This is a genomic window from Bacillus sp. C1, from assembly GCF_054570475.1.
This window is the reverse complement of the sequence record NZ_JBTMZT010000010.1, coordinates 27,208-39,694: the sequence shown is the minus strand read 5'-3', so window position 1 is coordinate 39,694 and position 12,487 is coordinate 27,208. Positions and strand designations below refer to the sequence as shown.

The window sequence follows — 12,487 nt, the reverse complement described above, 5'->3', positions numbered from 1 at the left end:
TTCAAAATTGAAGAGACTATTCATTCACACGTATAAACTTGGGTTTCTTTTAAAAAGAATCTTTCAGGTAGTTAAGGAGTACCAATCGTTATAGCCAATAAAGCAGCTATTCTATCTAAAGCTTCTTGTACTGTAGTTGGAGGAGGAGGTGCCCAATTACCTGGATTAACAGGTGTGTATGCCAATCCAAAAGCGTCATCCACTCTAATTAAAGATGTATTCGTTCCTGTAAGAACTACTCGTGAACGAATAGGGATTGAATCGACTGTTGCTCTTACTCTGGTGATAACGTTGTTAACACCATTGACAATTAAGTTTCCTGAATTAGGACTGGGATTGAAGATGTTTTCTGTAATTGCAAAACTGGTTAAATTTAAAGGATCGATTGGAATATGACCAGATTGTACATTAATGATGACATTGCCATTTATTCCTCCGCCCACTAAATTAACTTGAGCATCTGTGGTTGCTTGTGAATTAATAGTAATATTGCCACTTGAGACGAATGAAGCAAACATTACCATGTTAATTCCATTTTGAGTATAACCATCAGATAACATCACTACTTTTATTGATTGTGCATTACATCTTTTTAAAGCTTCTAAGAACAAGAAATTCCCACAACTTCCACGGAAGCATTTTTTTCGCGATTATCATCAATTTTACACCTTTTCCAATTGGATAGCGAAGTGTTGTCTGTTTCGCTTCAGCAATTGCTACAATCTTTTGAGCAACATCCATGGGATTACCAAATGTATCACTATTATTAATATGATTTTGTATTTTATCCATATATTCTTTATAGGGAGAGGTTGCTTCTACATAATTTTCTGCGATTTCTTTTCCGACTTCCCATATGTTTGTGTTATAAGAACCAGGTTCAATTAATGAAACGTCTATTCCAAATGGTTTTACTTCTAGACGAAGAGATTCACTCCAACCTTCTAATGCATATTTGGAGGAAACGTAAGGGGATAAACCAGGAAATCCAACTTGCCCACTAATACTACTTACATTAATAATTTTTCCGCTTTTTTGTTTTCGCATATAAGGTAATACAAGTTGAGTAATGGATATAGCTCCGAATACATTTGTTTCAAATTGTCTCCGGTATTCTTCTACTGGAACTTCTTCTACAAATCCACCACTTGCATATCCCGCATTATTAATAAGAATATCCACTTGTTTGAATTGTTGTAAAAACCGTTGAAATGTATGTATGGATTTTGGATCTGTAACATCTAGTTGATGGATTTGAATATTTTTCTGTAATTGTAGTGCAGTAGCTTGCGATAATAATTCCGTTTGTTTAGTAAGATTACGCATTGTAGCGATGACGAAATAGTCCTTTTTTGCAAGTTCGATGGTAGTTAAAAGTCCAAATCCACTCGATGCACCTGTAATAATTGCGATTCTGCTCATTGTGTACTCACTTTCTTTTTTCTTATATCATAACGAGTTATTGAGCGGAAATCTATCGTTCTTGTTAATTGGTGGTCAGTATCCTTTTTGTTTCTTTACATACATTTGTTGCGTTTGAGTTTTTTGGATTTGTTAGTCATATATTTCTTGTCGGTGTGAGAAAACTATATCTCTTTAGAAAGATAGCATTGTAAATGAAATATAAAATAATGAATAGGCCTGTTGTAAAGGAATTTTATGATTCATGTCGAATGGATTCATTCAATAGTCTGTATAGAAAAATTTAAAAATGAATAAAAGGGGATCTGAGGTGAATAGCGATGAGAAGTGAAGAAGAGATGTTTGATTTAATAGTAGGTATAGCTAAGAAAGATGAACGTATTCGAGCAGTTTATCTGAACGGCTCAAGAACAAATCCTACTGTTCCAAAGGATATTTTTCAGGATTACGATATTGTGTATGTAGTAAAAGAAACAGCGTCGTTTATAAAAGATAAGACGTGGATTCATACTTTTGGAGATTTACTTATGATACAAGAACCTGATCAAAATGATGAATCAGTTGGTAGGGAAATGAATTTTGATAAGTCTTATGGGTATTTGATGCTCTTTACTGATGGAAACCGGATAGATCTGCATATCGAAACGAAAGATACAATGCGTGAGGGATATGGAAATGATAAACTTACAGTCCCATTGCTGGATAAAGATAATATTTTACCAGTGATTCCGCCCGCCACAGATATTGATTACCATGTGAATAAGCCAACAGAATCTATGTTTATGAGCTGCTGTAATGACTTTTGGTGGTGTCTACAAAACGTTGCGAAAGGAATTTGGCGTGATGAATTGCCATATGCGAAGCAAATGTTTGAATATGTAATAAGAGATAGGTTAGATGAGATAATTTCTTGGTGGATCGGTATAAAACATAACTTTCAAGTTTCAACTGGGAAAATGGGAAAGTATTTCAAACATTATCTTCCTGAATCATATTGGGAAATGTATGAAAAAACTTATTCTGATCATGACTACGAGAATGTTTGGGATTCTATATCTATAACCTGTAAATTGTTTAGAACTTTAGCTGAAGATGTCGCAAATCACTTATTGTTTACATATCCAATTGACGATGAGACAAACATGACGAAATACCTGAAACATGTAAGAAGTTTACCTTCTGATGCAAAAGAAATATTTTGAATCAATCATAAGTGAGGTGAATTTCCGAAAACACTATATGAAAAAATGACCGATCAAACTCTAGTAAGAGATTGTTCGGTCATTTTCAAATTTACATCATCATATTTTTGATACGTTTTATTTTTTTACTGTGTGAATATAATGAATGGTTTCAAAAGCTGATAGGTAATCTGTTCGATTATGAAAATAAAGTTCCTGCATGTTAGCTGGTGATAAATGTTCATAAATGAGTAAACCAGAGTTTTCTAGCATTCTTTCCATTTCATCATAAGAAAAACATGATTTCATTGGTTCTCCGCCTACTGCCGCCATTTTTACCATGTTTTCAACTCTGTTCGAAATTCCTTTTTCTTCAAACAGTTTTTCGTCCCCGTAATCAAACACGATAGAGCTTCCTGATGGGACGTTGGCAAATAAATAATCTATCAAATTTGTAATTTCTTCTTTCGTTAAATAATAAGAAACGCCTAACAAACTAAAGAAAGTTTTTTTATTATGGAACCCTTCATCTAGTAGAGGTTGATAGGAAAACTGTTTCGTAAAGTCCATGGACACAAAATGGAGATTACTCGGAATGTTAAAATCAGCTTCCTCTAATCGTTTCTTTTTAAATTCCTGCGTAGCAGGGTGATCAACTTCAAATATTTCTAAGGAGTTTTTTAATTCTGGGTGCCGGAAACAAAACGTATCTAATCCAGCACCAAGTATGACATATTGTTTTAACCCTAACATCATTTCATTTTGTAATACTTTTTCACAATAAGCAGCACGTGCCAAGGAGATGGGAGAAAGTTGAACTTGTGTAATCCATTTTAATATTTCTCCTTTATTTCCTTCAAATTTTTGCGCGATATCTTTGTTGAAGAACGATATGCCTTGAACCATATTCTCTTTAATGTCATGAAATTCTTTTTGTGAGATTAAATCTTTCGCTATATAGTCATTAAAGATTTTAGGTGTATCAAACTGACTATGATACGCTCTACCAAAAGCTGATATTAATGAAGTTAAACTAGACTCACTTTGTTTCATATAAACATCCTCCTTCATTTTAGAGCAAAAAAATAGGATTCCCCTGGCCAGGAGAATCCTATTATACATACTATATTGATAAATGTAAATTATAGCATAAATAACTTTTTTTGTCAAATTTAATGATTGGAGGAGAGATGAAATGTAAATGATAGAATAATAATTTGAAAAACCTAAGTTGTCAGTCATTAACGAGGTGCTATATACTAAGAACGGGTAGTTTGGAAAAAATTTCTGTTTGAAATAAGGGGGATGTTTTATGATATGCCAAATTAAAGATGTACAAATATATTATGAAATCATTGGTGAGGGGAAACCAGTCATTCTTTTGCATGGGTGTTCTGTAGATCATAAGCTGATGACGGGATGTATGGAACCAATATTTCAGAAACATACAAATTATAAGCGTATTTATATTGATTTACCGGGGATGGGAAAATCATCTGTGCCTAATTGGGAAAACCATTCTGAAAGGTTGTTAGAAATCTTAACTTTATTTATAGAAAAGATTGTTCCTAATGAAAATTTTCTACTTGTGGGAGAATCGTATGGCGGATATTTATCTAGAGCGATACTTTCAAAAATGTCTCATCGAATTGATGGCTTATTGCTTATATGCCCAGTTGTTATTGCAGAGCATAAAGAAAGAACGGTTCCAAACTATAACAAGATTATAAGTGATGATGAATTTTTAAATACACTTTCAGCGGATGAAAGAAATGAATTTTGTGAATTAGCGGTTGTAGCAAATGAGTATACATACAATCGTTATAAGGAAGAAATCAAATCAGGGCTTATGGCGGCTAACGAAGAATTTGTGGAAATGCTGCAAAGAAATTACACGTTATCATTTCATACAAATGAAACATACGATAAACCAGTTCTTTTGCTAGCTGGGAGACAAGATATAGTTGTTGGATATCAAGATTTATTGGAGACGATTGAAGCGTATCCGCGAGGAACGATTGCTATTTTAGATATGGCTGGTCATAACTTGCAAATTGAACAACCTGAGTTGTTTAATAGTTTAGTTGGAGAATGGATGGAACGAACAGAGATACATTTGCAGGGAAATTAACAAAAATTCGTTAAACTAAATAGACAAGAGGGATCCCATGATAATAAATCAAAAACAATTTTATATAAATGGCATGGAGTATACGATTCGATCTGCACTTCATCAAGATGCGAAAGCGTTGTCTAAATTAAGGGTCCAGATTGATGGGGAAACAGAAAATATGGATAGAGAACCGGGGGAGGCATTTATAGATGTCTCAGGATTTGAAGAGATGATTAAAACGGATACTGAAAGTGCAAGAAATTTATTTTTAGTTGCTGTAGTGGATGAGCAGATAGTCGGATTTTCAAGATGTGAGGGTGTGTATGTAAAAAGATTTTCTCACAAAATAGAATTTGGAGTCTGTGTATTAAAAGAGTTTTGGGGATATGGGATTGGTAAAAATCTTTTAAAAGAATCGATACATTGGGCCGATGCGAATGGGATTAAAAAAATCGCCTTGCATGTACTAGAAACAAATGAGAAAGCGATTGCACTTTATACAAAACTCGGTTTTGAAGTGGAAGGGATATTAAAAAATGATAAAAAGCTTGCTGATGGGAAGTATTATCATACTGTCATGATGGGAAGATTCAAGGAACAATAACTGATGGAATTATATATTTCTACAAGAACAAAATCCAGAGTGTAGGGTAAGAGGAGTGAATATCTTGCAACTACGCACAAAATTATATATTAGTATCATGTCCACTGTTTTCTTCATTATTGCAAGCACAATATTTTTTCTAACGAATCATTCGATGAAATGGTTATGGGTTTTCATTACAATAGGTTCTATTGTACAAAATGTAGTACTAATTAGAAAAAACAAGGGGGTTCATTAAAAGATCCGAATTGTTAACGTGCTTGCATTCCCTCTAATGAATTCACTGTGTCACTTACATATATGGGAAGTTTTCGTTATGAAAGGTATGTTCGATTTTATTAAAATAAGTAAAACGTATTTAAAATAATGATATATATAATGTTAATCTACTGGTAAGCGCACGTTCTGTCGGAATATGCGCTTACCGGGGAAATAGTAAAACCTACTCGAAAGGAAATATGAGTATATGAGAAAGGGAGAATAGTCAGCTGTAGTGTTCGTTTAGGAATTGTGAAATCATATGATATTCATTCCATACTCTTTTCCGGCCTATTTCAGTTAAGTACCACGTGTTTTTCGTAATGTTTCTATTATCTTGCAATGGAAGAACATCAATTTTCATGTTGCGAGTAGCGAATGCAGTTGCAATCAGCAAAAACCTCTTCATAAAAAAGGTTTTCCCTGCTAATAAAATAGTTTTGTTTTCTGCTGTTTTTGATAGATGAAGCATTGCGTTTTTTATAACATCGGTAGCTGTAATAGCTTCTCCTGTTATGGGAATAACTAGTTCTTCCGGAATTCCTAATTTAACTAGCATTTCTTTATGAAAGATAAATTCATTTGCATGTAAAAATGTATTATGGACACTTGGAATCATAATCGTTTTAAACCCTTCCTCATGAAATAATTTGATGATTTGTTCATTTAATTCAGTGTAATGGCCAGGATGATAGAGAACGACATCGGGATGTTGAAATTGATATTGTCTTTCTATAAAGATCATCTCATTTAGTAGAGTAGTAAATTGATTATTCATGACATGTATATCTCCTTTGAAAAATTGTACTCATTTTTGTAATTCGTTATGGTAAAGGCTTTTCCTATATAAAGGTGGTTATTGCTAGTTTTCGTGAAGTAGAAAAAATAGAGAACTTGTCACAATATGCGCTTACCAGGGAAATAGTAAAACATTTCTCGTTAGGAAGTTAAGCTCAGTTATAAAGAGGTGTTAAGAGTGAAATACATAGAAATTGGGATTGGAAATAGGTGGTTCGTTCGAACAGAGATAGAAAAAGAAGATGGAACTGAGTTTGAACAAAAAGGCATTGTGAAGCCAATTGCTTTTGAATCTTTTTATATACGAGTTTGGTTTCGAAGAACATGCTTTATTTTAGACTCGAAGGAAGGGTTTAAGAAGATGAAAAAGAAGCGGAATGAGTATAAGTTTATTTTAGGGATTGTGAGTGATTTATAGAACATAAACGAAACGTAATTATTACTCTTTGTGTTTCGCTTTATAGATTTCCACCGCATTTTCATATAAGTTTCGGTCAATGTGAAACGTTTCTGTTATCCAATAAGTGAGTTCAGAAGAAGTTAAAATAAATTCTGTTTTTTCATTATCGAAACATTGTTTTAAAACATTGTCATTTAGAATTTAGCACACTATTTACGTAACCAAAAACTTGAAGATACGAACTAGGAATTATTTATATAATATGAGAAAGGCTGTGAAGTTATTTGAGAGGTTATGAAGCAATGCTATTTGATTTAGATGATACGTTACTTAATAGGGATAAGGCAGTAGATACAATGTTTTTAATTATTTTAGAAAAATTTTATGAGGATGTTAAATATTCGTTGAAAAACGAAATGTTACAAAAATTCAAGGAGTATGATAAAAGAAGCTATGGACATAGTGATAAAACAAAAGTTTTGGAATCATTTTTTGATGAATTTCCACCAAAATATAGATTGCCAAGCAATTACATTCAAGATTTTTGGAATCATAATTTCCCTCGTTGTTTTTCTATAAACCAAAACACTATGAATATCATAAATACTATAAAGATGCAAGTTAAAGTTGCGATTATAACAAACGGCTCAACTCAGAGACAGAAAGCTAAAATCATGAACACTCATTTAAATAGTTGTTTTGATACAATAATTATTTCTGAAGAAGTGGGGTTTAGTAAGCCTGACAAGCGCATATTTGAATTAGCCCTAAATAAGCTTAATGTGCAACCGGAAGCCGCATTATTCGTTGGAGATGACATAGAAAAGGATATTAGCGGTTGTCAACATGCAAATATAAAGGGCATATGGTTCAACCCTCATATGATCAAGAATGATACGGAAATAAAACCATATGCCGAGATCCATTCTTTTGATAGTTTATTAAGTTATTTTACGCCACAATATTTTTATAATGAGTAAAAACAATAAAAATGATTATCGAACAGGAGAAAAGATAGAACTTAATAATATTGAAAAGATGTGTAATGACTAAATCGTTGTTGGACTAACGTGAGCTTTAGGTTAATATTACATTATTCAGAAATTAAAACCTAAAAATAATAGACCTTAATCCCCCCCTTATTTTTCTGATTAGCGTAGAAAAATAAGGGGGGGATTTTCGAAAAATGTCTTAGCGTACAAAATTTTTGTAATGTTGGCGGTACCCCATACCTATCAAGCTAAAGTTTTATTACACCTCCAGAACGAAATTTTTAGGCTTTCTTGTAACGAAAAAGCTTTTGGGGGTGACCTGTTTTCTTAAGTTGATGTATGTGTGGTGATCCCACATACATAACAAATCTTTCATTACGCTCTCATAAATGTTACAAAAATCTTTCAAATAGCTCTAACTTGCACAATGCTTCCCGTTAATATAATATGCTGATTCTGTGAAAACCGTAAATACAACTTCTACTTCTGGAAGTCCAAAATCCATTACATATGTAGTAATGACCTTGGCAAATTGATCACGAATCTCCTGGCCACGCTCGAACCATTTCACTTCAATAAGAGGAAACGCTTCTATTTCTTCCCCATTAAATACAAACGTAGAACTTGGTAGTTCCAACGTAAAATTATCCGTACCACACTCACAAATCTCTGCGAGCTCTTCTACTAATGGCTTGCTTATGCTCTTTAATTGTTCAGTAGTAATTCCACGAAACACAACATGCGGCATGTGAATCCCTCCTTTAGATAGCTTTATATGTATTCACATCATAGCACAATTTATCATTTTCCGACAGAAGACTCCCTCCTCAATTTGCGTGAAGGTGCGATAGAACCAGCAAATAGGTGGGGAGTTAATGATGATAGATGGAGAGTCTTTAAAACTGCAATGTTTTAAAAGAAGTGAAATACCAAAATTAGTTCTGCCATATCCGCAAGAAATATTTTATAATGGCAATTGAGTAAAAATAGAAAGAGGATTTACATTTTAGGGAGACGAAATATGTTTATATGGAAAATGATAGATCAACTCGCTTTATATGATTTACATAAGAAAAAAAGCAAGGATTTTCAATTTACACAAAACCCTTTGAAAATGAAAATGGAAGAAAGGTTAGAGGATTTTTATCAATTACATGCAACTGATATTTCCTTTAATTTGAATAAATCCGCAAAGGAGAACTACGATATAGGGCATTTTAAGTATAAAAGTGCGCTGCAATCTGATTTTTTGCAAAATGACATTGCAGCCGGGGAAGTTTATTTCCATAAAAATGAAGATGCTCCCAACCTTATTTTTGTACATGGATGGAGAATGGATTCCAATGATCGTGTGAAAAAGATATTTCATGATCAAGTAAAGAAATTGGGATGGAATATGTACTATTTCACACTGCCATATCATTTTGAAAGAGAACCGAAACAATCTTCATATAGTGGAGAGTATATGATTAGTGCCAATATAAAGCGAACCATTCACGCAGCTCAGTAAGCTGTAATAGATATAAGAACATTGATTAATTGGATAAAAAGGAATAAAAAAGGACCGGTTATATTAATTGGTATTAGTTTAGGCGGGTTTATTACAAATTTAACCGCGCTCGTTGAACAAGAAATAGATGTGCTCGTTTCGATATTTTATGCCAATAGATTGTCCTATTCGATATGGAACACAAATCCTGGGAAATTTATTAGAGCTGATTTAGAGTTTCATGGTGTGACGTATGAAGAATTGGTGCAGCATTGGAAAATTATTGAACCGAATCAAGCAATGCCAATAATGAATAAAGAAAACATCTTATTAATAGCCGCAAAGTATGATCAATATGTGCATTTTCAAGATACCGATTATTTATGGAGTTCTTGGGATAAACCAACGCGATATATGTATCATACTGGTCATGCAGGTATTGTACTAAGACGTAAGAAAATCGCTTTTGACACAATTGAATTTATTCGTCGCCGCATCCTAAGATAGTGCTATAGGAATGGTTTTTATATAACCCTGCTGTGTACAGCTCTGTTAATGTATACACAATTTTCTCTAAATCTATTTCCTTCTCATTTCGAACAATTTCCCATAGAAACATCTCGTTCATAGAGAACCAGCCACGCGCTACAATAGCTTTGTCTAATTCATTTCTTGCTAATTCGTGGTCTTGAGAATAGGTAATATCTTGTATAATGCGGCTAATGAAACGTTCGCGAATTTCATTCCATTTTTTGTGTACTTCTTTTGATGCACCGATAGCTTCTTCCACGATTTGTAGCATGTTTCTTTCTTCCACAGCTAATTGTAAAAAAGTTCGCACTTGATTTTGAATCATATTGTGAGCTTCTTTTTTTGTTTGCGGACAAAAAGATCGTTCAGCTACTTTGTAAAAACGTTTCATCACGTCTTCCATTAGAATCATTAGGAGCTCATCCTTGTTTTTGAAATAAACATATGCTGTGCCATAACCAGTTTCAGCATGTTTAATAATTTGAGAGATTGTTGTTTTTTGAAAGCCGTTTTCTAAAAAAACGTTCCGAGCGGATTTTAATAATTTCTTTTTCGTTTCTATAGATCGTTGTTGTCTAAATGAAAGTGAATCTTTTTCCAAAATGGACACTCCTTTACACTGAAAAATCAGAAAATACAACTTTATTCTAGTTGCATACAACGTAAAAAGTCAACTGACATAATATCATTGACGTCATGTCATTTATAGTGATATATTTCAACTAGTTAGAATAAAAAGAAAATTAAAAGAGGGTGAAAGAATGTATCAAGAGCCATTTAAACCATCTTATGAATATGCGACGCTGTGTGATAAGCATGATGAACTTGCAGGATTTCAAAAAGAATTTTATAAAAAAGAAGATACAATCTATTTAGATGGAAACTCATTAGGATTACTTTCGAAAAGAGCAGAAAAGTCTTTACTTACGATGCTAGATTCGTGGAAAGAGTATGGGATTGACGGATGGACAGAGGGGGAACATCCTTGGTTCTTTCTTTCAGAGCGATTAGGAGAATTCACGGCTCCACTTGTTGGCGCTTTACCCGAAGAAGTAATTGTAACCGGTTCCACGACAACAAATATTCACCAAATGATTGCGACGTTTTACGAACCGAAAGGGATTCGAACAAAAATTCTTGCGGATGAATTAACGTTTCCATCAGATATTTATGCTTTGCAAAGTCAAATTCGTTTAAAAGGGCTAGATCCAGATGAACATCTTGTCCGCGTGAAGAGCCGAGATGGCAGAATGCTGCAAGAAGAAGATATTATTGATGCAATGACTGATGATATCGCATTAATTTTATTACCAGCTGTATTATATCGAAGTGGCCAAATTCTTGATATGAAGAGATTAACAGCTGAAGCACATAAACGTGGCATTCCTATTGGTTTTGATTTATGTCATTCAATTGGTTCCATTCCGCACGATTTTAAAGAGTGGGATGTTGATTTCGCAGTATGGTGTAATTATAAATATTTAAATGCAGGCCCTGGTGGGGTTGCGGGATTATATGTAAACAAAAAACATTTCGAACGTCTTCCTGGTCTTTCTGGCTGGTTTAGTTCAAGAAAAGATAAGCAATTTGATATGGAGCATATATTAACGGCAGCTGATCATGCCGGGGCATATCAAATTGGGACGCCGCATGTGCTAAGTACAGCGCCATTAATTGGCTCCCTTGAGATTTTCAAAGAAGCTGGTATTGAAAGGCTGCGCAAAAAATCATTACATATTACCCGCTATATGCTAGATTTAATCCATTATGAATTGAAGGATATGGGATTTACAATTGGAAATCCATTAGAAGATGAGAAGCGCGGAGGACATATATATTTAGAACATCAAGAAGCTGCACGTATTTGTAAAGCTTTAAAGGCAAATGGAGTGATTCCTGATTTTCGTGCACCAAATGGAGTGCGTCTTGCGCCAGTTGCTTTATATAATACGTATGAAGAAGTGTGGAAGTCTGTGCAAATATTGAAAAAGGTTATGAAAGATGAAGAATATAAACAATTTGAAAATAAGCGAGAGGTTGTGGCGTAAACGATGAAAGAGTCTGACTGGATTGATATTTCACAACCATTAAATAATGAGATTGCGACATGGCCAGGAGATACACCCTTTTCATATGAAGTATCATGGTCAAAAGAGCAAAGTGGATCTGTTAATGTTGGGAAATTAACGATGAGTATTCATACAGGTACACATATTGATGCACCATTTCATTTTGATAACAATGGAAAAAAGGTATCAGAGTTAGATGTGAACGTCTATGTTGGAAAAGCTCGAATTATTGATGTGTCAGGTATCGAGACTATTGGCGCAAAAGAATTGGAGGTATTCTCTTTAGATGGTGTAAAGAGACTATTACTTCGGACCTCTTCACATGGAAATGCACAAGAATTTCCAAAAACAATACCATATTTACGTGCCGATATCGCACCGTTTCTTTCTGAAAAGGGTATTCGGTTAATTGGAGTAGATGTACCTTCTGTAGACCCGTTAGACGATAAAGAATTAGCAGCGCACCACCAACTATTTCAGCATGGCATTCATATTTTAGAGAATGTTGTTTTAGATCATGTACAAGACGGAGATTATGAACTGATTGCTTTACCACTTGCGCTAGCAGATGCGGATGGGAGTCCAGTTCGAGCTGTAATAAGACCATTATAATAGTAGATAGATGATGTA

Annotated in this window: 12 protein-coding genes and 2 pseudogenes; 8 read left to right on the top strand and 6 right to left on the bottom strand. The window is 33.9% G+C overall.

Annotated features, from left to right (window positions below):
- Positions 1-71: 71 nt before the first annotated feature.
- Positions 72-566: pseudogene (locus tag ACX5JI_RS20760) on the bottom strand (collagen-like protein); the annotation flags it as partial.
- Between the two features lie 16 nt (positions 567-582).
- Positions 583-1,422 carry an oxidoreductase gene (locus ACX5JI_RS20755; RefSeq protein ID WP_459502923.1) on the bottom strand — a complete coding sequence of 280 codons (840 nt, stop codon included), beginning with the start codon at positions 1,420-1,422 and terminating at the stop codon, positions 583-585.
- A gap of 320 nt (positions 1,423-1,742) precedes the next feature.
- On the opposite strand from ACX5JI_RS20755, the gene ACX5JI_RS20750 reads away from it, so the two are divergent.
- Positions 1,743-2,624: an aminoglycoside 6-adenylyltransferase gene (locus ACX5JI_RS20750; protein WP_459502922.1), complete on the top strand. Its 882-nt coding sequence runs from the start codon at positions 1,743-1,745 to the stop codon at positions 2,622-2,624.
- Positions 2,625-2,741: 117 nt separating this feature from the next.
- Here ACX5JI_RS20750 and ACX5JI_RS20745 read toward each other — a convergent pair whose 3' ends face one another.
- Entirely contained in the window at positions 2,742-3,656 is a 915-nt protein-coding gene (locus ACX5JI_RS20745) for a class I SAM-dependent methyltransferase (protein WP_459502921.1), read from the bottom strand.
- Positions 3,657-3,915: 259 nt separating this feature from the next.
- Between ACX5JI_RS20745 and ACX5JI_RS20740 the strand changes: the two genes are divergently transcribed.
- Together ACX5JI_RS20740 and ACX5JI_RS20735 are read left to right on the top strand one after the other, a co-directional pair.
- A complete protein-coding gene (locus tag ACX5JI_RS20740; protein WP_459502920.1) occupies positions 3,916-4,734 on the top strand; it encodes an alpha/beta fold hydrolase in 819 nt (272 codons plus the stop codon).
- A gap of 37 nt (positions 4,735-4,771) precedes the next feature.
- Entirely contained in the window at positions 4,772-5,320 is a 549-nt protein-coding gene (locus ACX5JI_RS20735; RefSeq protein WP_459502919.1) for a GNAT family N-acetyltransferase, read from the top strand.
- A 484-nt stretch (positions 5,321-5,804) separates the two neighbouring features.
- Here the strand turns inward: ACX5JI_RS20735 and ACX5JI_RS20730 are convergent, their stop codons facing one another.
- The gene (locus ACX5JI_RS20730) at positions 5,805-6,356 is read right to left on the bottom strand and encodes a hypothetical protein (RefSeq protein WP_459502918.1); all 552 of its coding nucleotides are present in this window, start codon (positions 6,354-6,356) and stop codon (positions 5,805-5,807) included.
- A 198-nt stretch (positions 6,357-6,554) separates the two neighbouring features.
- Between ACX5JI_RS20730 and ACX5JI_RS20725 the strand changes: the two genes are divergently transcribed.
- A complete protein-coding gene (locus tag ACX5JI_RS20725; RefSeq protein ID WP_459502917.1) occupies positions 6,555-6,794 on the top strand; it encodes a DUF3977 family protein in 240 nt (79 codons plus the stop codon).
- A 284-nt stretch (positions 6,795-7,078) separates the two neighbouring features.
- A complete protein-coding gene (locus tag ACX5JI_RS20720) occupies positions 7,079-7,756 on the top strand; it encodes an HAD family hydrolase (protein ID WP_459502916.1) in 678 nt (225 codons plus the stop codon).
- 427 nt (positions 7,757-8,183) lie between these two features.
- Here the strand turns inward: ACX5JI_RS20720 and ACX5JI_RS20715 are convergent, their stop codons facing one another.
- Positions 8,184-8,516, bottom strand: a complete 333-nt coding sequence (locus ACX5JI_RS20715) for a DUF1904 family protein (RefSeq protein WP_459502915.1) — start codon at positions 8,514-8,516, stop codon at positions 8,184-8,186.
- Between the two features lie 273 nt (positions 8,517-8,789).
- Here ACX5JI_RS20715 and ACX5JI_RS20710 point away from each other — a divergent pair.
- Positions 8,790-9,764 (top strand): annotated as a pseudogene (locus ACX5JI_RS20710) (alpha/beta fold hydrolase).
- On the opposite strand, the gene ACX5JI_RS20705 reads toward ACX5JI_RS20710, so the two are convergent.
- Positions 9,739-10,389, bottom strand: coding sequence for a TetR/AcrR family transcriptional regulator (locus ACX5JI_RS20705; RefSeq protein WP_459502914.1), 651 nt, complete (start codon positions 10,387-10,389; stop codon positions 9,739-9,741). The pseudogene ACX5JI_RS20710 and the gene ACX5JI_RS20705 overlap by 26 nt on opposite strands.
- Before the next feature lie 160 nt (positions 10,390-10,549).
- Here ACX5JI_RS20705 and kynU point away from each other — a divergent pair, with 160 nt between their 5' ends.
- Positions 10,550-11,836: a kynureninase gene (gene kynU, locus ACX5JI_RS20700; protein ID WP_459502913.1), complete on the top strand. Its 1,287-nt coding sequence runs from the start codon at positions 10,550-10,552 to the stop codon at positions 11,834-11,836.
- A 3-nt stretch (positions 11,837-11,839) separates the two neighbouring features.
- Positions 11,840-12,469, top strand: coding sequence for an arylformamidase (kynB, locus tag ACX5JI_RS20695; RefSeq protein ID WP_459502912.1), 630 nt, complete (start codon positions 11,840-11,842; stop codon positions 12,467-12,469).
- Positions 12,470-12,487: the final 18 nt, after the last annotated feature.